Here is a 24488-nt window from a genome sequence, read left to right as displayed (position 1 = left end):
CGGCAGGATGGCTTTTTATCTCATTGTTTATTGGCACATTATCTCATAATTTATTGGCACATTATCTCATTATTTATTGACACATTGGCACATTAGCATGTCAGTTCATTGTCAATTAAGAAAACTTTATTATCTTTGTCGGCGGTATAATTTATAAAAATATTCGTACTATGGACCGCACGAACATTATCGGAGAAAAAATAAAGGATTTGCGCACCGCCAAGGAAATCAGCATCGACGAACTGGCGGAACGTACAGGGCTTACCGCCGGACAGATTGAACGCATAGAAAACAACATTGACATCCCCTCGCTTGCCCCGCTGCTGAAGATAGCGCGCGCACTGGGTGTACGGCTGGGGACTTTCCTTGACGACCAGTCGGAAGAAGACGGTCCCGTGGTGTGCCGTCGCGGAGAAGCGGACGACACCATCAGCTTTTCGAACAATGCCGTCGACGCACGCCAGCACATGCACTACCATTCGCTCTCGCGCAGCAAGGCGGACCGCCACATGGAACCGTTCATCATCGACATCGATGCGAACAACGATGCCTTTACCCTGTCGGCACACGAAGGGGAGGAGTTCATCATGGTGCTGAAAGGAACGCTCGAAATCAATTACGGGAAATATACTTACCTGCTGGAAGAGGGGGACACGATTTATTACGACTCCATCGTGCCGCATCACGTGCATGCCTTCGAAGGACAGGCGGCACAGATTCTGGCGGTGATTTATACACCGGTATAATGAATAATTAATAGTGAATAATTAATAATTATAGTAGAACAAATTGGTTTGCGAAAAAATCTTGATGTATTGTCATCCTGAACGAACGTGAAGGATCTCGTGTACATCCACGTGGGCGCATCCGAGATGCTTCACTTCGTTACCAATGACGGATTATCCTTAACCCTCTTGTCATTCTGACGACTGTAGGGAGGAAGAATCTCACATCCACGTGGATGTCTACGAGATCCTTCGCTGGCGCTCAGGATGACAATACCTGTCATAATCGAATGGAGTTTCCATTGGAAATGGGCACTCAGCATGACAAATGTTTTTTCGCAATTCATTTCTGATTGGCTATAATAATTGATAGTGAATACGTTGATAACGCATGCGTTCACACTTGGTTCGTACCTTCGTTATTAACTATTAATTGTTAATTATTAATTGATTAAATCCATTTATTATGATTCAACTTTCAGAACGGACATTGGGCGACTGGCTGGAACACTGGGCTGCCGTGTCGCCGGACAAAGAATACCTGGTTTATTCCGACCGCAACCTGCGCTTTACGTGGAGCCAGTTCAACCGCCGTGTGGACAACATGGCAAAGGGGCTGCTTGCCATCGGGGTGACCCATGGCACACATGTGGGCATCTGGGCGAAAAATGTGCCCGACTGGCTGACCTTCCTCTATGCCTGTGCCAAGATAGGTGCCGTAGCCGTTACGGTGAACACCAACTACAAGCAGGCGGAACTGGAATACCTGTGCGAGAACTCGGACATGCATACCCTCTGCATCGTAGACGGTGAGCGGGACAGCAATTTTGTGGAGATGACCTACAAGATGCTGCCCGAACTGAAGACTTTCGAGCGCGGGCACATGAAGAGCAAACGCTTCCCCTACATGCGCAACGTTATCTATATCGGGCAGGAGAAATACCGCGGGATGTATAATACGGCGGAAATCTTGCTCCTGGGGAACAACATCGAGGATGATGTGCTGGCGGAAGCCAAGAAGAGAGTGAACTGCCACGACACGGTGAACATGCAATACACGTCGGGCACCACGGGATTCCCCAAGGGCGTGATGCTGACGCATTACAACATTGCCAACAACGGTTTCCTGACGGGCGAGCACATGAAGTTTACCCAGGACGACAAGCTGTGTGTATGTGTGCCCCTGTTCCATTGTTTCGGCGTGGTGCTTGCCACGATGAATTGCCTCACCCACGGCTGTACGGAGGTAATGGTGGAACGTTTCGACCCGCTGGTGGTGCTGGCGTCTGTCCATAAGGAACGCTGTACGGCGCTTTACGGTGTGCCCACGATGTTCATTGCCGAGCTGAACCACCCGATGTTTGACATGTTCGACCTTTCGTGCCTGCGTACGGGCATCATGGCAGGCTCGCTCTGCCCTGTGGAGCTGATGAAGCAGGTGGAGGAGAAGATGTATATGAAGGTGACCAGCGTGTACGGGCTGACCGAAACTTCGCCAGGCATGACGCATAGCCGCATAGACGACCCTGCCGAGGTGCGCTTCAACACCGTGGGGCGTGACTTTGAGTTTACCGAGGTGAAGGTAATCGACCCCGAGACGGGCGAGGAATGTCCCGTAGGCGTGCAGGGCGAGATGTGCAACCGGGGCTACAACAACATGAAGGGTTATTACAAGAACCCGCAGGCCACCGCCGAGGTGATAGACCGGCACGGTTTCCTGCACTCGGGCGACTTGGGCGTGAAGGACGAGCACGGGAATTACCGCATCACGGGGCGCATCAAGGACATGATAATCCGCGGGGGCGAGAACATTTATCCGCGCGAGATAGAGGAGTTCCTCTACCAGATGCCGGGCATCAAGGACGTGCAGGTGGCAGGTGTGCCGTCGAAGAAATACGGCGAGGCGGTAGGTGCCTTCATCATCCTGCACGAGGGCTGCACGATGAACGAGTTCGACGTGCGCGAGTTCTGCGAGGGCAAGATTGCCCGCTACAAGATACCGAAGTATATCTTCTTCGTCAAGGAGTTCCCCATGACGGGAAGCGGAAAGATACAGAAGTTCAAGCTGAAAGAACTGAGCCTCAAGCTTTGCGCGGAGCAGGGGATTGAAATCATTTGACAATTATATCGTGCGCGGTACAGATTGGTGCATTTCTACATCGCCAGTCCCCGCATTTGCTGACAACTTCGAAAAGATTAAACCTCTTTGAGGTTGTTCGTGCAGGTGATGTGGAAATGCACAATTCTAACCCGCGTAAAGTATAAATTATAAATCACTTCACGATTTTCACCAGCAAGGTTTTTCCTGCGGGTTTTCCTTTCATGTCGAACGATTCGGACTTTACCAGCCCGATGCCTTCGGCGTACCATTCATTGATGCGGTGGGTGGTGCTTTTCAGCAACACTTTGGTTCGCTTCAGGTACGAAATCTTGAGGCAATCGAACTTCCCGGCGGTGGTGCTTATGCGTTCTTCTCCCATGTAGGTGGCGCCCGAGATGGTAATTTCGTTTTTCAGCATGTTTGCGATGAGCGAGTACGAGCGGTCGGGCATGCTTTCGCCTGCTTTTGCCTGACGTTTGAGCACCAAGGCATTGTTACCCTTGAATTTCAGTTCTTCTTGCATGGCGGTACGTGCCGCGGTGTCATATTTGGCAGGGTCGGAATCGGAGTCGATATAGGGTCCGAACATCAGGTCTTCTACACACACCGTTTGGTTTCCGTCGTAGTTCCAGTCGAAACGTGTGTAGCTGGTGTTCCCTTTCTGCTTGTTGGTCACAATCTTGTTGATGTATGATGCCGATACGTTTTCTCCGTTTCTTCCCGCATATCCTACTACAGCCGTCTCGTTTGATACGCTTTGTCCTGCTTCATCGTAGTTCACATAGTGAAGCTCGGTTCCTTCTGTCGTGCAAAAATACTGGGCATGGCTTACGTGGCATGCCAGAATGACAAAGATAAATAAAATTGTTTTTTTCATATTGAATTTTTAAGTTTTTGAGTTTTTGAGTTTTTTGAAACGCGGATTTCCGCAGATTAACACAGATTATTTTATAAATTATTTTCTGCGAAAATCTGCGTTTCAATCAATTCCGCATGTCCATTTTCCATTGCTCATCATCCTCGGTTCACTTGTTTTACGCCTTTTACGGTTTTCAGTTTCCGGATGAGGGCTTCCAGCTTGGCGGTATCGTCTACCATGACCGTCAGCATTCCCGAGAAGAGTCCGTCGTTCGAGTCGATGCTGATGGAGCGGAGCAGGATGTTTTCCTCTTTGTTGATAATGGAGGTGATGTTGGTCACGATGCCGATATCGTCGTGCCCCACGATGCGGAGCGTGATGGGATACTGCTTGCCCTGACTCTTTCCTGCCCAGCGTGCGCGCACGATGCGGTAGGGGAAGCGTGCCTTCAGTTCGGGTGCGTTGGGGCAGTCCGAGCGGTGTATCTTGATGCCTCCCGATATGGTGACAAAGCCGAACACATCATCGCCGTAGATGGGATTGCAACACCGTGCCAGCTTAAAGTCGATGCCTTTCAGGTGCTGGTCGATGACCAGCACATCGTCTTTGTAGGGGTTCTTTTCCTCTTGCGCTTGCTGCATGTTGAAGCCTTCGGCGCTTCGGTATGCCACTTCCTCGTGTTGCTCGTTTTCCCGGCGTTGCATCTCCAGATAGTTGTCTATCAGGGTATTGGTGTCTGTAGTTTCGTTGGCGATGCTTTGATAGAAGTCGGTCACGGTTTTGAATCCTGACTTCTTGATGAGCCGCATCAGGATGGCTTCGTCGTACTCTATCTTGCGGTTCTTGAATTTCCGTTCCAAGGTTTCGCGTGCGAACTCGGTTTGGCGTGCCACCAGTTCCTTCAGTGCCTGGCGTATCTTGGTGCGTGCCTTCGAGGTGGTGACAAAGTTCAGCCAGTCGCGCTTAGGTGTTTGGGTGGCGGATGTCATGATTTCCACCTGGTCTCCGTTGTTCAGGGCGTGGCGGAGCTGGACGTTCCTTCCGTTTACCTTTGCGCCTACGCACCGGCATCCCAAGTTGGAATGGATGGCGAAGGCGAAATCGAGCACGGTAGCTCCCTGAGGCAGCTTGTAGAGGTCGCCCTTGGGGCTGAACACGAACACTTCGTCTTTATACAGGTCGAGTTTGAACTGGTCGATGGTTTCGGTGTCTCCGTCCGCGTTTTCCAAGGTCTCGCGTATGGAGTTCAGCCATTCGTCCAGTCCTGTTTCGCCTTTGACGCCTTTGTACCGCCAGTGTGCGGCAAGTCCTTTTTCGGCTATTTCGTCCATCCGTTCGGTACGTATCTGCACTTCCACCCATTTGCCTTCGGGACCCATCACGGTGATGTGGAGCGATTCGTATCCGTTGCTTTTGGGTACGGAAAGCCAGTCGCGGAGCCGCTTGGGGTTGGGCAGGTACATGTCGGTCACGATAGAATATGCCTGCCAGCATTCCTGCTTTTCCTTATCGAGGGGCGAGTCGAGGATGATGCGTATGGCAAACAGGTCGTACACGCCTTCGAAAGGGCATCCCTGCTTTTTCATCTTCTGGTAGATGGAGTGGATGGACTTGGTGCGTCCCTTGATGTGGAACTTCAGCCCGCTTTCCTCCAGCTTTTTCTTTACCGGTTCGATGAAAGCGTCGATGTAGCGGTCGCGTGCCGCTTTCGTGGCATTCAGCTTGTCTTTGATATGGTAGTACACATCGTGACGGGTATATTTCAGCGAGAGGTCTTCCAGTTCCGATTTCAGCTTGTACAGCCCCAGTTTGTGTGCCAAAGGGGCGTAGAGGTACGCCGCTTCGTTGGATACTTCCTGTCTTGCTTCTTCGTTAGGGTTGTCCTTGATTTGGCGCATGATGTTCACGCGGTCGGCTATCATGATAAGGATAACGCGCATGTCTTCGGCAAACGAGAGGAGCAGGTTCCGGAAGTTCTCCGATTCGATGGCTGGGTTTTTCTCGTACAGTTCGTTTATCTTGACCAGTCCGCGGATGATGCCTGCCACGTCTTCTCCATACATCTGGCGGACGGATTCCAGCGTGCACAGGCGGTACTTCACCGATTCGTGGAGCATGATGCCCAAGATGGAAGCCCGGCGCATCCCGATTTCCTCTGCCACGATGATGGCGGTCTGCATGTCTTTGATGACCGGATTCATTCCGAATGCATTCCGGGGGATGTTCCCTTCCGACAGGGCTTGGATGAGGTGCCGCTTCAGGTTGCGGCAGTCGTCCTTTTGCAACGTATCGCCCGACAGGTGCAGCAGGTGCCTGTAAAGCGGTATGAGTTGTGTATGTTCTTGCGGTGTGAAAAATACTTGCTCTTCCATAATGCTTTTTTAATTAAGAATGCCAATCAGGAGTTAAAAGGGAGTTAGATGGAGTTATCGCCCGCTGGGCGGGCTGGGAGTTAGAAGCCAATACCTCTTGCACCGCTTTCAGAAGCAGGACTATTGGCCTTTAACTCCTGAACGAAGTGATAACTCCTGTGAAACATAACTACGTTTAACTCCTGATTCGTATTAAGAATGAAGAATTACATGCGGATGAAAAGGCGTTTATTCTTCATTCTTTCGTTCTTCATTCTTCATTTTCGTTTGTAAAGTTACTTTTTTTCTTTATTATCTGTGCAGAGTTTGCGATTTTTTTATATTTTTGGGGGTGTAATCGTTTAAAGGTTATTCATTGCTTAAATTTATCATATATGTTAACACACGAAGACAAAGAATTGTTGGAAAAGAAAGGAATTTCCGAGAAACAGATTGAAGAGCAGTTGGCTTGTTTCGAAAAAGGTTTTCCTTTTTTGCGTTTGGCGGGAGCCGCATCCGTAGAGAATAACGGCATTATGGTAGCAGACGAAGACATGCAGAAGAAATACCTGGCTGCATGGGATGCTTACAAGAACGGCGACCGGAAGGTGGTGAAGTTTGTTCCGGCATCGGGAGCGGCAAGCCGTATGTTTAAGAATATGTTCGAGTTCTTGGGAGCGGATTATGATATGCCCTCTACCGATTTCGAAAAGAAATTCTTCGACCACATTCACGATTTCGCTTTCTACAATGACCTGAATGCGGCTTGTCTGGATAACACGGGCAAGAACATCGATGCCTTGCTGGCGGAGCATGATTACAAGGCTGTAGTGTCGAACCTGCTTGAAGCTGCCGGATTGAATTACGGTTCGCTTCCGAAAGGCTTGTTGAAGTTCCACCGCTATGCCGACGGGGTACGTACGCCGCTGGAAGAACACTTGGTGGAAGGCGCGCTTTATGCCGCAGGGAAGACGGGTAAGGTGAATGTGCATTTCACCGTATCGGCAGAACACCGGGCGCTTTTCGAGAAGCTGGTTGATGCCAAAGTGGGCGAATACGCGCAAAAGTACGGCGTGGAGTACGACATTTCGTTCTCCGAGCAGAAGCCCAGCACCGATACGATTGCAGCTGACATGGAGAACAAGCCTTTCCGCGACGATAAGGGCAAGCTGCTTTTCCGTCCGGGTGGCCATGGGGCGTTGATTGAGAACCTGAACGACCTGGATGCCGACATCGTGTTCATCAAGAACATCGACAATGTGGTCCCCGACCGCCTGAAAGCCGATACCGTTACGTATAAGAAACTGCTTGCCGGTGTATTGGTAACCCTTCAGAAGCAGGCATTCGATTACTTGGAATTGCTGGATAGCGGGCATTACAGCCACGAACAGTTGGAAAACATCATCCGTTTCGTACAGCAGCAGTTGCGTTGCCGCAAGGAAGACATCAAGGATATGGAAGATGCCGACCTGGTCATTTACTTGCGTAAGAAGCTGAACCGTCCGATGCGTGTGTGCGGCATGGTGAAGAATGTAGGCGAGCCGGGCGGAGGCCCGTTCTTGGCATACAATCCCGACGGTACCGTATCGCTCCAAATCTTGGAAAGCTCGCAAATCGACATGAAAGACCCTGAAAAGAAGGCGATGTTCGAGCAAGGCACACATTTCAATCCGGTAGACTTGGTTTGCGCCGTGCGCGACTACAAAGGGAATAAGTTTAACCTGACGGACTATGTAGACAAGGCTACAGGCTTTATTTCCTATAAGTCGAAGAACGGAAAAGACCTGAAGGCACTGGAGCTTCCGGGCTTGTGGAACGGTTCGATGAGCGACTGGAGCACGGTTTTCGTAGAAGTGCCCCTCAGCACCTTCAATCCGGTAAAAACCGTGAACGACCTGTTGCGTGAGCAGCACCAGTAAATTGACAATGGATAATTGACATGTGGGCGGATTAGATAAAATAACCGTCCATTGTCAATTATCAATTGTTAATTCTATAAGCTTCCTTTGCTCGACGGCACTTCGTAATGATAGATATCGCGGCGGATAGCCATTTTAAGGCTTCGGGCAAGGGCTTTGAAGATGCCTTCTATCTTGTGGTGCTCGTTCTCGCCTTCGGCACGGATGTGCAGGTTCATGCGGGCGGCATCGCTTAATGATTTAAAGAAATGCAGGAACATCTCGGTGGGCATCTCGCCTATTTTCTCGCGGCGGAACGAAGCGTCCCATACCAGCCAGGCACGCCCTCCGAAGTCGAGCGCCACTTGGCACAGGCAATCGTCCATGGGCAGGCAATACCCGTACCGCTCGATGCCGCGCTTGCTTCCCAATGCCTGATAGAGGCATTCGCCCAAGGCGATGGCGGTATCTTCTATCGTATGATGTTCGTCTACGTATAAGTCTCCTTTCACACGGACGGTCAGGTCGATGCCTCCGTGTTTTCCTATCTGTTCCAGCATGTGGTCAAAGAAGCCCAGTCCGGTGGAGATGTCGCATCTTCCGTTTCCGTCTAAGTTGATGCGGACATCGATGTCGGTTTCTTTCGTGGTACGCTTTACCTCGGCGATGCGCTCTCCCGCAAAAAGGAATTCCGCTATGCGGTCCCAATCGGTCGTAGCAAGGGCGCATGTGTTTTTTAGTTTTTCGTTTTCCAGCAGAGATGTATCGGGTTGCAACAGGATAGCACGGCATCCTAAGTTCTTGGCAAGTTCTACATCCGTGGCGCGGTCTCCGATGACGAAGCTTCCGGCAAGGTCGTATTCCTCCTTATCTATATACCGGGTGAGCATTCCCGTTCTCGGTTTGCGGGTAGGCGCATTGTCTTCGGGAAACGAGCGGTCGATGCAGATATCATCGAAGGTGATGCCTTCGCTTGCGAAGGTTTTCAGTATCAGGTTGTGTACGGGCCAGAACGTGTCTTCGGGGAAAGAATCCGTACCTAATCCGTCTTGGTTGGTCACCATTACGAATTCAAAGTCGAGGCGGGTGCGGATAAAGTGCAGGTTCCGGAACACTTTCGGGTAGAACTCCAGCTTTTCGAACGAGTCGAGCTGATAGTCGATAGGAGGTTCGATGACCAATGTCCCGTCGCGGTCGATGAATAAGACTTTCTTTTTCATAAGTGTTTGTTGTTTTCACCACAGATTACACAGATTTTCTATTAATTATTAATTGGAATCTGTGTAATCTGTGGTGAAGTTTATTATTCGGTATACTTTCTCAATGCTTCCAGCAGGGCATCATTCTCGGGGCGTGTGCCCACGGTAATGCGCAAGCAATCTTCACAACGTGTGATGTTCGAGCGGTTCCGCACGATGATGCCTTGGTCTACCAGATAATCGTAGATGGCTTTTGCGTTGCTCACACGGGTCAGGAAGAAGTTGGCGTCGGTAGGGAATACCTTCTTGCAACACGGAAGTTGAGTGAAAGCCTGCATCAGGCGTGCGCGTTCTTCCAGTAAGGTGCTTATCCAGCGTTGCACTTCGTAGTGGCGTTGCATCATGCGCAAGGCTTCCTGTTGGGTGAGGAGATTGATGTTGTACGGATATTTGATTTTGCTGAATATGCCGATGATGTCGGGCGAAGCGAACGCCATGCCCAGACGGATAGCGGCGCATCCCCACGCCTTTGAGAACGTCTGGAGGATGACCAGGTTGGGATATTCGTCGAGGATTCCGATGAACGAGGGTTGGGTGGAGAAGTCGATGTAGGCTTCGTCCACAATCACGATGCCTTGGAACTCCCGGAGCAGGGTGATGATTTCCTTGGCGTCAAGGTTATTCCCCGTAGGGTTATTGGGCGAGCAGAGGAATATCAGTTTGGTGTTTTCGTCCGAAGCCCGGAGCAAGTCTTCTGCCTTGAACTGGAATTTCTCGTCAAGCAGCACTTTGCGGTATTCCACATCGTTGATGTCGGCGCATACCTGATACATGCCATACGTGGGGTGGATAGCCACTACGTTATCGATGCCCGGCCGGCAGAAGGCACGGAAGAGAAGGTCGATGGCTTCATCGCTTCCGTTTCCTAAGAAGATTTGCTCGGGTTTTACCTTCTTGACCGGTGCTATCAATGCTTTCAGTTCTTTTTGGAGCGGGTCTGGATAACGGTTGTTGGGGGCATTATACGGGTTCTCGTTTGCATCGAGAAATACGGATGCCGTTTTTCCGCTATATTCGTCGCGTGCCGAAGAATAGGGCTTCAGTGCCCAGATATTCGGTCGGGTCAGTTCTTGTAAAGATTTCATGGGTATTTGTTTTTTTACATTTATAGGAGTTATTTCAGGAAGTTAAAAGGAGTTATGCCTTCGGCAGGAGTTAAAGGACAATAGATAGTCTCTTGTGGTATTGGCCTCTAACTCCCTTTTACTCCTTGAAATAACCTCCTTTAACTTCTATAAAAGCCGTACCGTTATGGCGTTCTTATGCGCGTCGAGGTGCTCGTTCTCTGCCATAACCTGAATGGTCGGGCCCAAGGTGCGGATGCCTTCGCGGGTGATTTCCTGGAAGGTGATTTTGCGGATAAAGCTATCCAGGCTTACTCCGCTATAGGCTTTTGCGTATCCGTTGGTAGGCAGGGTATGGTTGGTGCCCGAAGCATAATCGCCGGCACTTTCGGGTGCATACGGGCCTAAGAATACCGAACCTGCATTGATGACCCGTTCGGCGATGTCCTGATAGTCTTTCGTTTCGATAATCAGGTGTTCGGGAGCATATTCGTTTACCATATCAAGGGCTTCGTTCAGGTCTTTCACCAATATCAGCCTGCTCGATTCCAGTGATTTTTCGGTTATGGCTTTGCGCGGGAGTGCGGCAAGCTGGCGTTCCACTTCGGCTTGGGTTTCACGGAGCAAGGTTTCGGATGTTGTAATCAGGACGGCCTGGCTATCCACGCCATGCTCGGCTTGCGAAAGGAGGTCGGATGCCACGAATACCGGATTGGCGGTCTCGTCGGCAAGTACAGCCACCTCCGAAGGACCCGCAGGCATGTCTATCGCCACGTCGCGCAAGGATACTTCCTGCTTGGCAACAGTGACATATTGGTTTCCCGGTCCGAATATCTTATATACCTTGGGAACGCTTTCCGTTCCGTATGCCATGGCAGCTATGGCTTGTACGCCTCCGGCTTTGAACACCTTTTTTACGCCTGCCGCTTGCGCCGCAAACAGGATGGCGGGGTGTATCTTTCCTTCCGTATTGGGAGGCGAGCAGAGTATGATTTCCTTGCATCCGGCTATTTGTGCCGGAGTGGCGAGCATCAGGACGGTAGAGAAGAGGGGAGCCGTTCCGCCCGGGATGTACAGCCCTACCTTCTCGATGGGAACCGCCTTTTGCCAGCAGGTCACACCCGGAACGGTTTCCACTTTCTTGCTTTCGAACTTTTGTGCGGCATGAAAGGCGCGGATATTTTCCAAGGCGCGCAGGATGGCTTCCTTCAGTCCGCTTTCGAGGGCTTTTCCGGCTTCGTCAAATTCTTCTGGAGTCACGATAAGCGAAGCCAGCTTTACCTTGTCGAACTTTTCTTCATATTCATATAAGGCACGGTCGCCTTCCGTGCGTACCTTGCCGATAATTTCCTGTACGGCAGGGCGTATGTCTTCGGTGTGTAGTGCCGAGCGTTTCAGCACGTTGTTCCATTCGGCACGTTCAGGATAACGGATAATGTTCATGGTGCTTAATTTCTTGGATTCATTTACAAAATCATTTTCTCGATGGGCAATACCAGGATGCCTTGTGCGCCGAGCGCTTTCAGCTTGCCGATGATTTCCCAAAAACATTTCTGGTCGAGCACCGTGTGTACGCTGCTCCAGCCTTCGGTGGCAAGGGGCATGATGGTAGGGCTCTTGATGCCCGGAAGCACTTCGATGATTTCCTGCACCTTGTCGGTAGGTGCGTTCATCAATACGTATTTCTTCTCTTCGGCGGCTTTTACGGCTTCGATGCGGAACAAGAGCTGGCTGAGAATTTCTTTCTTCTCTTCCGAAAGCCCGGGATAACCGATGAGTACGGCTTCGCTTTTCATCACCGTTTCCACTTCTTTCAGGTTATTGCTGATAAGGGTAGAGCCGGAGCTTACGATGTCGAAGATGGCATCGGCAAGCCCGATTCCCGGTGCAATCTCTACCGACCCCGTAATGACGTGTATATCCGCCCGGATGTTGTTTTTATCCAGAAAGCTCCGGAGGATGCCCGGATAAGAAGTGGCTATCTTCTTGCCTTCGAACCATGAAAGCCCTTCGTAAGGTTCTTCCTTATGTATGGCTAACGAGAGGCGGCATTTGCTGAATCCGAGGCGGTAAATGAGGTCGGCTTTCTCGTTTCGTTCCGCAAATTCGTTTTCGCCTACGATGCCGATATCCGCCACTCCGCTGGCTATGGTTTGAGGGATATCATCGTCGCGGAGAAAGAGCACTTCTACCGGGAAGTTGCTTGCTTGGGTAAGCAAGGTGCGTTTGGAAGTAGAGATTTTAATGTCTGCTTCGTTTAACAGAGCCATGGTGTCATCAAACAGGCGGCCCTTCGATTGTACGGCAATTCTTAACATATCGTATGTGTTTTTTAGTGATTTTCCTGAAATAAAAAAGGCTTACCGCATTTACGGCAAGCCTATTATCTTATAAAGAAATTTACACGACCCTTCAGCCCACCGTATGTTTACGTCAGGTAATGATGATGGCGATGTGTAGTGTAATTTCTCATGTTCTCTTGTGTTTATTGCTTCGCAAATGTAAAGCGTTTGTTCGGATTATCCAAATATTTATCAGAAAAAGTTTGGTTTTGCTTCCGGTTTTATGCTTTTTTGTTCAAAAAAGGCGTAGGGTCTATTTCGCCTTGTTCTATTTTATGAAGAATATCTGCCCCCAGGCGGAAGAATATCTCGTCATAACCCAAGTCGAAATCCGGGCCTTGGCCTTTCATGACTTCAGGGGTATAGACACTTCCGCGCACCAGATACATGAGCATCTCTTCCTTGTGGTTTAAGCGGAAATGGCAATAAGCCATGGAATAGCTGAAGTGTTCTGTATCGGAGGGATTGTATGCTTCCAGTTCCTGATAGATATCCAAGGCTTCCTGGAAAAAAGAATTCCGGAAAAAGACTGTGGCGATGTAGGTAAACGCCGCTTTGGGGTCGGGACAAATCTTGATGGCATGCGTAAAGAAGTCTCTCGCATCCTCGTACTTTTCGAGCTGCATCAGCAGTTCCCCTTCCAGAATGTAAGCCCGGTAATCCTCCGTGTCGATGCGAAACCAATCGCGAAGGGTCATGGTGGCATCGACTACCCCGCCGGTGAACATATATGCCATTATGCGGAGAAAGTAGATGTCGCCTGTCTTGTCGCTTTCTTTGGGCAGGTCACCTTGGGCAAGCAGTTTATCGCTATACTCCAATACTTCTTCATAGTTTCCTAACTCGAAATGGACGCGTGTCAGGATATCCCAGATATAGGGCTTGTCTTTCGTATGCGACTCGATATAGCCGAGGCACTGCAAGGCTTTTTCGCTTTCTCCCAGATCCAGGTAGCAATGCGCTTTCAGTTCCCGGGCGAACAGGCTGGTGTCGTCAATGGCAAGAGCGAAATCAAGCGCTTCGATGGCTTGTTCTATCTGTCCCTGCTGGTAATGGCATTTGGATAAGTTCAGCCATGTGTCTGTATTGTAAGGGAATTCGTCCAGCAAGCGGTTGTATAACTTTTCCGCTTCAGGCCAGTTTTCGGACATATACTGGAAGGAAGCCATCAGTTCGATGGCTTCGGGATTTTCGGGCTCTTGCTTAAACGCTTTCAATATCCATGGATAAGCCTCGTTCTTCATCCGGTAGTCCAGGTACAGCTGGCCGATGTCGAACAATGTTTCGATGTATGGATTCTCTTCGTAGCATTGTTCGAACAGGCATTTTGCTTTTTCCGCATCGCCTTGTATCAATGCCAGTTCGGTGTATAGCAGCCGGACCTCATAATCGTTCTGGTCCGGCAAGGAATAAAGCAATTGTTGGGCTTCCTGTATTTTCTTGTGGCTGAACAAGGTATGGCATTTGTAAATTTGCACGTCAAGGTTTTCCGGATGGAGGCTTATCGCGTAATCAATGGCTTCTTCCGAACTTTTCATGTCTCCGGCATTGGCATAGTATTCGGCTATCAAGGTAAGTTCTTCTGCTTCGAAGTAGACATGAATGCCGTCTTGAATCATTTGTTCATATTTGGCGAGGGATGCTTTAAATTCGGGTTGGCTGAAAACAGAAGCTGGATCTTCTTGCATGTTGTGTCTGGTTTTGTATTTAGGGACTAGGTATCTACTGCCTGGCACCTAGTCCCTCATGATTTATTTCTGACTGATTTTGCTCCACGTATCTTTCAATGATACGGTACGGTTGAAGATAAGATGCTCAGCCGTAGAGTCCTTGTCCGGCGTGAAATATCCGATGCGCTGGAACTGGAGGTAATCGAGCGGTTTGGCATCGGCAAGATACTTCTCCACGTAGCATTCGTCCAACACCTTCAGCGAGTCGGGATTGATCATCTCTTTCATGGCTTCCAGTGCCGAGCAGTTCTTTTCTTCGCGGATAGCCGCCATAGCGTCGCGCGGGTTCTCCACCTTCCATAAGCGGTCGTACAGGCGCACTTCCGCTTTCAGGCAATGGTTGCAGCTCACCCAGTGCAGGGTGCCTTTCACCTTGCGGTTGGCTTCGGGCATGCCGCTCTTGGTGTGCGGGTCGTATTCGGCATATACCTCGATGACATTTCCGTCTTCGTCTTTCTTGCATCCGGTACATTTCACGATGTACGCGTTCTTCAGGCGCACTTCCTGTCCCGGCGTCATGCGGAAGTATTTCTTCGGCGCGTTCTCCATAAAGTCTTCGCGCTCTATCCAGAGTTCACGGCTGAACTCGATGGTATGAACGGGCGAATTCGGGTCTTCAGGATTGTTGACGGCCTCCATTTCCTCTACCTGCCCTTCGGGATAGTTGGTCAGGATGAGCTTTACCGGATTCAGCACCGCCGACACACGGGTGGCACGGGCGTTGAGGTCTTCACGTACCGCGCTTTCCAGCAGGGCGAAATCGTTCAGCGCGTCGTAGGTGGTATATCCGATTTTGTCCACAAACTTATGGATGGATTCGGGCGAATATCCTCTCCGGCGGAATCCGCACAAGGTCGGCATACGGGGGTCGTCCCATCCGTTTACCAGCCCTTCTTTCACCAGAATCAAGAGGTTGCGCTTGCTCAGCAGGATGTAACTCAGGTTCAGCTTGTTGAACTCGTACTGGCGCGGGCGGTTGTCGTCCAGGTCCTTGCCTTCTTTCACCCAGTCTACAAACAAGTCGTACAAGGGGCGGTGGGGCACAAACTCCAGCGTGCAGAGCGAGTGGGTCACCCCTTCGAAATAATCGCTTTGCCCGTGGGCGAAGTCATACATCGGGTATGCCTTCCATGTATCACCTGTGCGGTGGTGCGGGGTCTTCACCACACGGTAGATAATCGGGTCGCGGAAGTGCATGTTCGGGCTTGCCATGTCAATCTTGGCACGGAGCACCATCTTGCCTTCCTCTATCTCGCCGGCGTTCATCTTCTGGAACAGGTCGAGGCTTTCTTCCACGGGGCGGTTGCGGTACGGGCTTTCCGTTCCCGGCTGGGTCGGCGTACCCTTTTGTGCCGCTATCTCTTCCGAGGTCTGTTCGTCCACATACGCTTTCCCTTCCTTGATGAGGCGGATGGCGAAGTCCCACAATTGCTGGAAGTAATCGGACGCATAATATTCATTTCCCCATTGGAATCCCAGCCACTGGATGTCTTCCTTGATAGATTCTACGTATTCCACGTCTTCCTTCGTGGGGTTGGTATCATCGAAGCGCAGGTTGCATACGCCTCCGTATTTCTTGGCGATGCCGAAGTCCATGCAGATGGCTTTGGCATGTCCGATGTGTAAGTATCCGTTCGGTTCGGGCGGGAACCGGGTCTGTACTCTTCCCCCGTTCTTGCCTTCTTTCAAGTCTTTCTCCACAATTTGTTCGATGAAGTTCAGGCTTTTCTTTTCTGAACTTTCCGTTGCATTCATTTCAGTCATAGCGCTTTCTTGTTTTTACACTTATCGGTTGCAAAAATAGTGATTCTTTTTCTAAATAGAAAAATGTAAAGAATAAAATGCGTGATGCTTCTATGGTGCACGGGACGGTAGGGGCAGCGCAGGTCTTACGGAAGCTTCACATACACCCGGTGCGGCGCGCGTCCTTCGATGCCGATAAGGTGTGCTTCCGTCCACTTGTTCAGGTCGCGCCAGGCGGTGGTCTTGGGCAGTCCTGCCAGTTCGCCGTATGCTTTCAGGGTGATATAGGCGTGGCTTTCCAGATACGACTGGAGGAGCTGCAGCCTTTCTTCTTCCGAATGCACCTTGGGATTCCGTAAGATTTTCTTTCCGGAAGGCGCGCGGAGCACGTTCCCCTGGCATTGCTTGGTGAATTTCTTCGAAGCCGTGAGCCTTACTTTACTGAACCGGATAGACTGGGCATGCACGTCCGAGGGGTCGTACACCTCCGTATTGGCTTTGAGCGAGACCGAAGCCGTGCCGATGTTCCCTATCTGCACCCGGTATCCGTCCGACAAGTATTGTGCGGTCCAATATTCTATTTCATCCATCACGGCAAGGATGGTCCCCTTGGTCAGTCCCGAATGGTTGGCGATTTGTTCGGTCAGCTTCTCGAACGTAACCGTCCCTTTCGACACGATTTTAGGGTAAAGGCGTGGTGTGGTGTCTTCCGCATTGGCAGAAGGCACAGGCAAGAAATCATAAAGAGCATCCATGATAATATGATATATTAAGGTTTATAATCTGTTTCCGGCAATATATATTTTACATTCCACGGCGCGGAATGTACATTCCATGGGCTGGAATATACATTCCAAGGCGTGGAATATACGTTCCAGCCCATGGAATATAGAACTGAAACGTCTGTAAAGATAATACAAACCAAGTGCGAAAGCAAATGTTTGGGGGAGAAAATGAGAAAATTTCAGCAACCGACATCAAACCGACCCTTTCTCTTGTTCTGGAATAACAGGACTTTTAAGGTTGTTGATAATGTGTCAGATTTTCCCTTTCAAGTCATAATTTGTATATTCTTATTCTTCAAAAGACTATAATATACCTTTTTGAGAATATAATATACCTGTATTTTAGTTGTAATTTACTGATTATTAATGTATTGTATATTTGTTTGCATTTTTATTCTCTCTATATGTTTTACAACATTTATATACCACATTGAGAACATAGTGAACGGGATGATTGACCTTTGACTATACTTTTGCAGCCGAAAAACAATCAATTATTTCTAAACAACAATACTATGGATATAGCAAAAAGATGTGAACACAATCCGCTGCTTTCTCCCAAGAATTTGAAGGCAGGCATCGAAGGGATGGAAATTACTTGCTTACTCAATCCCGGAGTTTTTAAGTATCAAGGTAAGACGTGGTTGTTGCTCCGTGTTGCCGAACGTCCGGTACAGCAAAAAGGCATTATCAGTTTTCCTATTTATGATGAAGAAGGAAAAGTTAAGATTATGTCGTTTGCGGAAGATGATCCCCGACTGGATGCTTCCGACCCGCGGGTTATCGGCTATCAAGGGAAAAATTACCTGACCACTATGTCGTATTTGAGATTGGTATCAAGTACGGATGGGATTCATTTTCAGGATGAGCCCGACTATCCGCCTATCTTTGGAAAAGGTAAACTGGAAGCATTCGGAATTGAAGATTGCCGAGTAGCTACTACTTCCGAAGGCTTTTATCTAACTTTTACCGAAGTGTCTTCCGTAGCTGTAGGAGTAGGGCTGATGCACACAAACGATTGGAAAAGCTTTAACCGTTACGGCATGATTTTCCCGCCGCACAACAAAGACTGTGCTTTGTTCGAAGAGAAAATCAATGATATGTATTATGCATTTCATCGTCCCAGCAGTCCGGAACTGGGTGGAAACTATATTTGGCTGGCTGAATCGCCCGACCGGAAACACTGGGGCAATCATCAGTGTGTGGCTACTACCCGTGAAGGAATGTGGGATTGCGCACGCGTGGGTGCAGGTGCCCCTCCCATTAAAACAGAGGCTGGCTGGCTGGAAATCTATCACGGTGCTGATTTCAATCACAGATATTGTTTAGGTGCACTCTTGCTCGATTTGAATGACCCGTCTAAAGTTCTGGCACGCAGTGAAGAACCTATTATGGAACCCATTGCTTTGTATGAGCAGACCGGATTCTTCGGTAATGTAGTCTTTACCAACGGACATTTGGTGGAAGGGGATACTATTACCATGTATTATGGCGCCAGCGATGAAGTGATTTGTCGTGCCGAACTTTCAATTAAGGAGATATTGAAAACCTTAAATGTGACAGCCCAATGAACAAACTGGCTAAAGAATATCAGTTTTTCAAACAACAGGAACCGAATATGCGTATTCTTTTGGTTACCAATATGTTTTACGCATTGGTGCTTCCTGTTGTAGAAATCTTTGTCGGTGCCTACGTTATGCGTAGCACCAGCGACCCGGCTATGGTGGCTTTTTACCAATTGGCAATGTATATAGGCATAGTGACTACTTCTTTGCTGAATGGTTTTTTGTTAAGGAAATACAGTGTTAAGGCACTATATTCGGCTGGCATTTTGGTTAGTGGCATATCTATGTATTTGATGATGACCATCAAATCGTTAGGATTTACAGAACTTGCCATAGCCGGTTTCTTCATGGGTGCGGCATCCGGATTCTTTTGGACGAACCGTTACCTGCTTGCTTTAAACAATACTACAGATGATAACCGGAATTATTTTTTCGGACTGGAATCGTTCTTCTTTTCATTGTCATCTATCGGCGTGCCTTTGGTCATCGGCGCTTTCATCAGCTTGATGGATGGCAGGGAAGTTTTGGGCATTGCGTTTGACATTACCAAGTCCTATCAGGTAGTAACGCTTGCAGTGGTCATTATTACAATCATTGCATGTTGTGTGCTATGGAAAGGAAATTTCGAGAATCCGGGAGAAACCAATTTCTTATATTTCAAGTTCATCCGGTTATGGAAAAAAATGTTGGCTATGGCAGCGCTTAAAGGAATGGTCCAAGGATTCTTGGTTACAGCTCCTGCCATCCTTGTATTGAAACTTGTGGGTGACGAAGGCATTTTAGGTGTCATTCAAGGGGTAAGTGGTGCATTGACCGCCCTATTGGTTTATATCTTGGGACGTATCGCACGTCCGGAAGATCGCATTAAGATATTCGTAAGCGGGCTGGTACTCTTTTTCATCGGCACCTTGCTGAATGGTTTATTGTATTCGGCGGTCGGTGTAATTTTGTTTGTCCTGTGTAAGGTGATTTTCCAGCCTTTGTTCGATCTTGCTTATTTCCCTATCATGATGAGGACGATAGATGTGGTGGCAAAGATAGAAAAGCGCAATGAATACGCCTATATTCTAAGCCATGAGTTCGGACTTTTTCTAGGAAGAGCGTCCGGATTGATACTTTTCCTTGTGCTGGCATATGGTATTTCACAGGACTTTGCATTGAAATATGCGCTCATTGTGGTAGCCGGACTGCAACTGCTGGCTTATCCGTTGGCGAAAAACATTATTAAACATACTGATACTAATTGAAGAACTTATGAAAGGTAAAATCATGGGAGCCTGTGTTCTTTTGGCTTTGAGCACAGCTTGTACAGAGAAACAGACGTGGGGTAATCCCGTAGAACAGGTCGCTATCCATCGGGTGGACTCAATGCCCGATATGCCGGAGAGTTACCAAATGATAGACTGGAAACAGAAAGCACGTGATTTCGACCGCTTTGTATTTGACTGGAATAATAAGAGCCAGACCGGACCGCTGATCTGGTTGGACAATGCGCATCGGAATATAGACCAAACGACTTTCGGTCTGTATACGGCAATCAACGATATCCGTCAAGGTCCAAAAGCCAATCACGGTGAGTTTCACGAAAGCCTCAATTCGTTGGCTGCTGTATTGGGAGCCGGTCTGGTCGGTATTGACAAGACTAATCAGGATGGATACAATTACGTCAAGATGCTTCAAAACTATTTCAATTCGGATACCGGTTGGAACATCGTGATGAACAACACCACCTCTTCCGTAGGTATGGAAGGCGGAGGATACGGACGTGACTGGTGGTACGATGTGCTTCCCAATGCACTTTACTATGCCGTGTGCGACGTATTTCCCGATGTAGAAGGTGCTGAAGCAATCCAGCGTAGCATTGCCGAACAGTTTGTGAAAGCTGATTCTGTATTGAACGGCAATTATGATTTTTCGTATTTCGATTACGGAAAGATGCAGGGCGGTGTCAATCACATTCCTTTGCAGCAGGATGCGGCAGGAGGACATGCATACGTATTGCTGAGTGCTTACCGCAAATTCGGTGACCCGCGTTACCTGCAACATGCCAAAAGTGCCATAGAAGCTTTATTGTCGCAGAAAGAAAGCCGTTTCTATGAAGCTTTGTTGCCGTTGGGCGTATATACAGCTGCTTACTTGAATGCAACGGAGGGTACGCATTATGATATCGGTAAGCTTTTCGATTGGGTATTCGACGGATGTAAAAGTCCGACAGGAAGAACCGGCTGGGGTATTATTGTCGGCAAATGGGGTGATTATGACGTAAGCGGTTTGCAGGGAAGCATCACTGACGGTGGCGGATATGCCTTCTTGATGAACAGCATCAAACCGGCATGGCCTTTTATCCCGTTGGTAAAATATCAGCCTCAATATGCCTGTGCTATAGGCAAATGGATGCTGAACAACGCCAGTGCCTGCCGCCTCTTCTATCCGGGGTATATTGACGAACAGCATCAATGGGCGCCCGAGCTGAAGGACATGACCAACAATACCATTGCTTACGAAGGATTGCGGAAACACGATGATTATGGAAAGAAAGAACTGAAAGATGTTTCACCGGTAGCCATAGGTGACGGGCCGAAATGGATTAAGGGAAATCCCACAGCAAGTATGTTCAGTGTGTACAGTTCTTCACCGGTAGGTATATTGGGAGCTATTGTCAATACGACCAACGTAGAAGGAATTCTGCAGTTGGACTGTAACGCTACCGACTTTTATGCAGCCCGTCCGTATCCTACTTATTTATATTATAACCCTTATAGTGAAACGAAATCGGTGATTTACCGAAGTTCAACTCCATGTGATCTTTTCGATATCGTGGCAAAGGAATATGTGGCAAAGGATGTATCTGGAGAGGGTGGAATCAGTATTCCTGCCAAAAGTGCTCGCGTCATAGTCATTCTTCCGGCAGGTACGAAGTTAAATGTGGTCGATAATCAGATTATAGCGAACAAGCAACATATCATTTCATATCAATAATCTTTAAAACTATGAATAAGCATTTATTAAGTTTGATGTTTTTACTCTTGGTTGGTACATTTACAACATGGGCACAAGACGTAAAGAAAATTTCAGGAACTGTGTATGATGCCTCTACAGGTGAACCTCTAATTGGTGTCTCTGTCATAGAAGTCGGAACTACCAATGGTGCCATTACGGATTTGGATGGCAAATATATGTTTGAAATAACGTCTGACAAAGTCTCTTATTCTTATATTGGATATAGGACTGAACAACTTACCATATCAGCAAGCGGAACATATGACGTAAAGCTGGTAACAGACAATGAACTGGATGAAATCGTAGTAGTCGGTTATGGTACACAAAAGAAAAGCGACTTGACCGGTTCGTTAGCGTCTATCAGCAGCAAGGATATTAAAAACTATGCTGTATCAAATGCGTCTGAACTGCTTACAGGAAAGGCCGCCGGTGTGTTTGTCGCTTCCAGTTCCGGACAACCGGGTTCGGATGCAGTCATCCGTGTTCGTGGTTTAGGAACGGTCAATGACAATAATCCGCTCTATGTTGTCGATGGTCAATTCATGGATAATATCAGCAGCTTAAACCCAGCAGACATCGATCGGATCGAAGTATTAAAAGATGCATCCGCTTGTGCTATCTATGGATCACGAGGTTCAAACGGTGTTATTCTGATTACCACTAAAGGAGGTATAAAGGGGGAAACAACCGTAACCTTGGATGCTTATGTCGGCATCAAGAACAGTTATAAGGCACTTGATATGATGAATAGTGACCAGTTCTATAATTTCATCATGGAAGCCTACAAGAACGATGCTAATTTCCAGAACAGCCAGAAGGAAAAGTTTACCAACCAGTACCACAAAGGCTATGATACCAACTGGTGGGACGAAGTGACTCGCACAGCTTTCACCCAAAATTACAACATCAGCATCCGTAAAGGAACGGACAAATCGAGGACTTCTGTAAGCTTAGGGTATGTAGGAGACCAAGGTGCCATCATTACCACTGAATTCAACCGCCTGTCCTTGCGTTTGAATCAAGAATATGACATCAACGATTACATTACGGTAGGAACTACTTTGAATGCCGCTAAAATCAAGCAACGGGATGCTGGAGCTATTCCTTCGTTCGACTTCATTCAAAAGGCCGATCCGTTTACACCGGTTATCAATCCGCTGGTAGACCCTTCTTCTGCCAATTATGAGTATAACAAATATGCGCCTACCGAATGGTCGTTTGATCCGAATCCGGTAGCGATGTTGGAATTACCTGACCGGTACAACGACAAATTTAATGTATTCGGAAATGTATTCGCCCAGGTGAAGTTGTTTAAAGGATTAACCTATCGCGTACAATATAGTTTTGAACGCAATCACGATGTATTCAAGGATTTCCGTCCGGCATACCAGTCTACATTTTCGGAAGACAACCTTGCCAATACGGGAAGCAAATACCAGACCGAAACCCAGTTGACTAATAACAGCTCGGTCGTGTTCAACTATTTAGTGGAACAACGCTTGAACTATAACACGACTTTTGGAAAGAATACCTTGGATGCCATGATTGCCATGACTTATGAAAAGAATAGTTCAGAAGGCATTAATGCATTCAAACGTGGTGCGTTAGGAAATGATGACATCTATCACATCCTTGATGCACAGACCGTGGGCGATCAGACTTCTGGAGGAAAAGAAACTTCAGCCATGCTCTCTTATCTGGGACGTATTAATTACTCGTATGATGACCGCTATTTGGCTACGGTAAACTTTCGTGCCGATGGTTCTTCACGCTTTGCCAAAGGGAACCGTTGGGGATATTTCCCTTCGGTATCTTTGGGGTGGAGAATCAATAACGAAACATTCTTCCGCAACTGGCATATCGAGAATATCATCTCCAACTTGAAACTACGTGTCGGTTGGGGGCAAAACGGAAACCAGCGCATTGACCGCGATGCTCCGCTCACGCTTATCGGTACCAATAATGAGAACCAGTGGTATTTCGGAAACGGATATTCACAAGGATATGTGCCTACTTATACAGGAAATGCGGATATCAAATGGGAAACCAGCCAGCAAACCAACGTCGGACTGGATATGTCATTCTTCCGCGGAAGTCTGGATGTTACTATGGACTTCTATGTAAAAAAGACCAGCGATATGTTGTTGCAAATGCCTATACCTTCATTTGGAGCCTTTGCCAATAGTCCTTTCTTCAATGCAGGTGACTTGAAAAATACCGGTTTCGAACTGGTACTGAATTATCGTAACCATATCGGAAAGGATTTCAATTACAACATAGGGTTGAATATGTCTACTTACAAGACCAAAGTGACCCGGCTGACTTCTGAATATTTGAGCGGAAGCAACTCACGTACCTATGTAGGAGGTCCTATCGGGCGTTTTTGGGGATACAAGCAAATCGGTATCTTCCAAAACCAGGAAGAAATAGATAATTATGTGGACAAGGAAGGTAACAAAATCCAACCCAATGCACAGCCGGGTGATTTCAAATTCGCTAAACTGGGTGATGGCATCGGCGAACTGAACGATGACGAAGACCGTACTTTCATCGGTAATCCGAATCCGGATCTGATTTATGGATTTAATTTGGGTTTCAGCTATAAGAACTTCGATGTAAGCATGGCATTCCAAGGAACCATTGGTAATGATATCTGGAACACAGCTAAAGGAACATTATCTGCAGCCGGAAGCCAGAACGCACTGGCAGAAGCCTGGACCGATGCCTGGCGGACAGATGGAGACGTAGATGCTAAATATCCACGTATCACTAACTCTGATACCAACAACAATATGCGTGCTTCTTCATTTTATGTAGAAGACGGTTCATATTTACGTTTGCAAAACATGCAGATAGGCTACACTTTGCCTTCACACATCTGCAAAAAGACCAAGCTGTTCTCCAGTTGCCGCCTTTACCTGAGCGGGCAAAATGTATTCACCCTGACCGGATATAGTGGACTTGACCCTGAAATTGGCGTAGACAATCCGCTGGATATGGGTGTGGATAATACTCATTACCCCAGCTCACGGACATTTACTTTTGGAGTTAACTTACAATTCTAAA

16 protein-coding genes are annotated in these 24488 nt (G+C 48.1%); 7 read left to right on the top strand and 9 right to left on the bottom strand.

Annotation, left to right across the window (positions count from 1 at the left end):
- Positions 1–170: 170 nt before the first annotated feature.
- Together BACSA_RS07750 and BACSA_RS07745 are read left to right on the top strand one after the other, a co-directional pair.
- Positions 171–746, top strand: coding sequence for a helix-turn-helix domain-containing protein (locus BACSA_RS07750; RefSeq protein ID WP_013617556.1), 576 nt, complete (start codon positions 171–173; stop codon positions 744–746).
- Positions 747–1191: 445 nt separating this feature from the next.
- Positions 1192–2844: an AMP-binding protein gene (locus BACSA_RS07745; RefSeq protein ID WP_013617555.1), complete on the top strand. Its 1653-nt coding sequence runs from the start codon at positions 1192–1194 to the stop codon at positions 2842–2844.
- Between the two features lie 154 nt (positions 2845–2998).
- Here the strand turns inward: BACSA_RS07745 and BACSA_RS07740 are convergent, their stop codons facing one another.
- Together BACSA_RS07740 and BACSA_RS07735 are read right to left on the bottom strand one after the other, a co-directional pair.
- Positions 2999–3703, bottom strand: a complete 705-nt coding sequence (locus BACSA_RS07740) for a TapB family protein (RefSeq protein WP_013617554.1) — start codon at positions 3701–3703, stop codon at positions 2999–3001.
- Positions 3704–3840: 137 nt separating this feature from the next.
- Positions 3841–6057 (bottom strand): RelA/SpoT family protein, encoded by a 2217-nt coding sequence (locus BACSA_RS07735; RefSeq protein ID WP_013617553.1) that lies wholly within the window; start codon positions 6055–6057, stop codon positions 3841–3843.
- A 374-nt stretch (positions 6058–6431) separates the two neighbouring features.
- Between BACSA_RS07735 and BACSA_RS07730 the strand changes: the two genes are divergently transcribed.
- Complete coding sequence (locus BACSA_RS07730) at positions 6432–7955, top strand: DUF4301 family protein (protein WP_013617552.1); 1524 nt, start codon at positions 6432–6434, stop codon at positions 7953–7955.
- Between the two features lie 74 nt (positions 7956–8029).
- Here the strand turns inward: BACSA_RS07730 and hisB are convergent, their stop codons facing one another.
- The 7 genes from hisB to BACSA_RS07695 form a co-directional block, all read right to left on the bottom strand.
- The gene (hisB, locus tag BACSA_RS07725) at positions 8030–9154 is read right to left on the bottom strand and encodes a bifunctional histidinol-phosphatase/imidazoleglycerol-phosphate dehydratase HisB (RefSeq protein ID WP_013617551.1); all 1125 of its coding nucleotides are present in this window, start codon (positions 9152–9154) and stop codon (positions 8030–8032) included.
- 83 nt (positions 9155–9237) lie between these two features.
- Complete coding sequence (gene hisC, locus BACSA_RS07720; RefSeq protein ID WP_013617550.1) at positions 9238–10278, bottom strand: histidinol-phosphate transaminase; 1041 nt, start codon at positions 10276–10278, stop codon at positions 9238–9240.
- Between the two features lie 147 nt (positions 10279–10425).
- Entirely contained in the window at positions 10426–11700 is a 1275-nt protein-coding gene (gene hisD, locus BACSA_RS07715) for a histidinol dehydrogenase (RefSeq protein ID WP_013617549.1), read from the bottom strand.
- Between the two features lie 23 nt (positions 11701–11723).
- Entirely contained in the window at positions 11724–12575 is an 852-nt protein-coding gene (hisG, locus tag BACSA_RS07710) for an ATP phosphoribosyltransferase (RefSeq protein ID WP_013617548.1), read from the bottom strand.
- Positions 12576–12820: 245 nt separating this feature from the next.
- A complete protein-coding gene (locus BACSA_RS07705) occupies positions 12821–14287 on the bottom strand; it encodes a tetratricopeptide repeat protein (RefSeq protein WP_013617547.1) in 1467 nt (488 codons plus the stop codon).
- 63 nt (positions 14288–14350) lie between these two features.
- Positions 14351–16093, bottom strand: a complete 1743-nt coding sequence (locus BACSA_RS07700; RefSeq protein ID WP_013617546.1) for a glutamine--tRNA ligase/YqeY domain fusion protein — start codon at positions 16091–16093, stop codon at positions 14351–14353.
- A gap of 125 nt (positions 16094–16218) precedes the next feature.
- Positions 16219–16827, bottom strand: coding sequence for an HU family DNA-binding protein (locus BACSA_RS07695; protein WP_013617545.1), 609 nt, complete (start codon positions 16825–16827; stop codon positions 16219–16221).
- Positions 16828–17372: 545 nt separating this feature from the next.
- On the opposite strand from BACSA_RS07695, the gene BACSA_RS07690 reads away from it, so the two are divergent.
- From BACSA_RS07690 to BACSA_RS07675, 4 genes are all read left to right on the top strand, one after another.
- Positions 17373–18428, top strand: a complete 1056-nt coding sequence (locus BACSA_RS07690) for a glycoside hydrolase family 130 protein (protein ID WP_013617544.1) — start codon at positions 17373–17375, stop codon at positions 18426–18428.
- Positions 18425–19669, top strand: coding sequence for an MFS transporter (locus BACSA_RS07685; RefSeq protein WP_013617543.1), 1245 nt, complete (start codon positions 18425–18427; stop codon positions 19667–19669). The genes BACSA_RS07690 and BACSA_RS07685 overlap by 4 nt, the downstream gene beginning before the upstream one ends.
- A 121-nt stretch (positions 19670–19790) precedes the next feature.
- Positions 19791–21401 carry a hypothetical protein gene (locus BACSA_RS07680; protein WP_245546625.1) on the top strand — a complete coding sequence of 537 codons (1611 nt, stop codon included), beginning with the start codon at positions 19791–19793 and terminating at the stop codon, positions 21399–21401.
- A gap of 11 nt (positions 21402–21412) precedes the next feature.
- Positions 21413–24487 carry a SusC/RagA family TonB-linked outer membrane protein gene (locus BACSA_RS07675; protein WP_013617541.1) on the top strand — a complete coding sequence of 1025 codons (3075 nt, stop codon included), beginning with the start codon at positions 21413–21415 and terminating at the stop codon, positions 24485–24487.
- Position 24488 lies beyond the last annotated feature (1 nt).

This window comes from Phocaeicola salanitronis DSM 18170 (assembly GCF_000190575.1).
GTDB lineage: Bacteria > Bacteroidota > Bacteroidia > Bacteroidales > Bacteroidaceae > Phocaeicola > Phocaeicola salanitronis.
This window is presented reverse-complemented; position numbering and strand designations above follow the sequence as displayed.

Coding starts and splice junctions, on each gene's coding strand:
- hisD (WP_013617549.1), bottom strand. CDS start 11,700: ATGAACATTATCCGTTATCCTGAACGTGCCGAATGGAACAACGTGCTG.
- BACSA_RS07735 (WP_013617553.1), bottom strand. CDS start 6,057: ATGGAAGAGCAAGTATTTTTCACACCGCAAGAACATACACAACTCATA.
- BACSA_RS07675 (WP_013617541.1), top strand. CDS start 21,413: ATGAATAAGCATTTATTAAGTTTGATGTTTTTACTCTTGGTTGGTACA.
- hisB (WP_013617551.1), bottom strand. CDS start 9,154: ATGAAAAAGAAAGTCTTATTCATCGACCGCGACGGGACATTGGTCATC.
- BACSA_RS07740 (WP_013617554.1), bottom strand. CDS start 3,703: ATGAAAAAAACAATTTTATTTATCTTTGTCATTCTGGCATGCCACGTA.
- hisG (WP_013617548.1), bottom strand. CDS start 12,575: ATGTTAAGAATTGCCGTACAATCGAAGGGCCGCCTGTTTGATGACACC.
- BACSA_RS07680 (WP_245546625.1), top strand. CDS start 19,791: ATGCCCGATATGCCGGAGAGTTACCAAATGATAGACTGGAAACAGAAA.
- BACSA_RS07745 (WP_013617555.1), top strand. CDS start 1,192: ATGATTCAACTTTCAGAACGGACATTGGGCGACTGGCTGGAACACTGG.
- BACSA_RS07695 (WP_013617545.1), bottom strand. CDS start 16,827: ATGGATGCTCTTTATGATTTCTTGCCTGTGCCTTCTGCCAATGCGGAA.
- BACSA_RS07690 (WP_013617544.1), top strand. CDS start 17,373: ATGGATATAGCAAAAAGATGTGAACACAATCCGCTGCTTTCTCCCAAG.
- hisC (WP_013617550.1), bottom strand. CDS start 10,278: ATGAAATCTTTACAAGAACTGACCCGACCGAATATCTGGGCACTGAAG.
- BACSA_RS07750 (WP_013617556.1), top strand. CDS start 171: ATGGACCGCACGAACATTATCGGAGAAAAAATAAAGGATTTGCGCACC.
- BACSA_RS07730 (WP_013617552.1), top strand. CDS start 6,432: ATGTTAACACACGAAGACAAAGAATTGTTGGAAAAGAAAGGAATTTCC.
- BACSA_RS07705 (WP_013617547.1), bottom strand. CDS start 14,287: ATGCAAGAAGATCCAGCTTCTGTTTTCAGCCAACCCGAATTTAAAGCA.
- BACSA_RS07685 (WP_013617543.1), top strand. CDS start 18,425: ATGAACAAACTGGCTAAAGAATATCAGTTTTTCAAACAACAGGAACCG.
- BACSA_RS07700 (WP_013617546.1), bottom strand. CDS start 16,093: ATGACTGAAATGAATGCAACGGAAAGTTCAGAAAAGAAAAGCCTGAAC.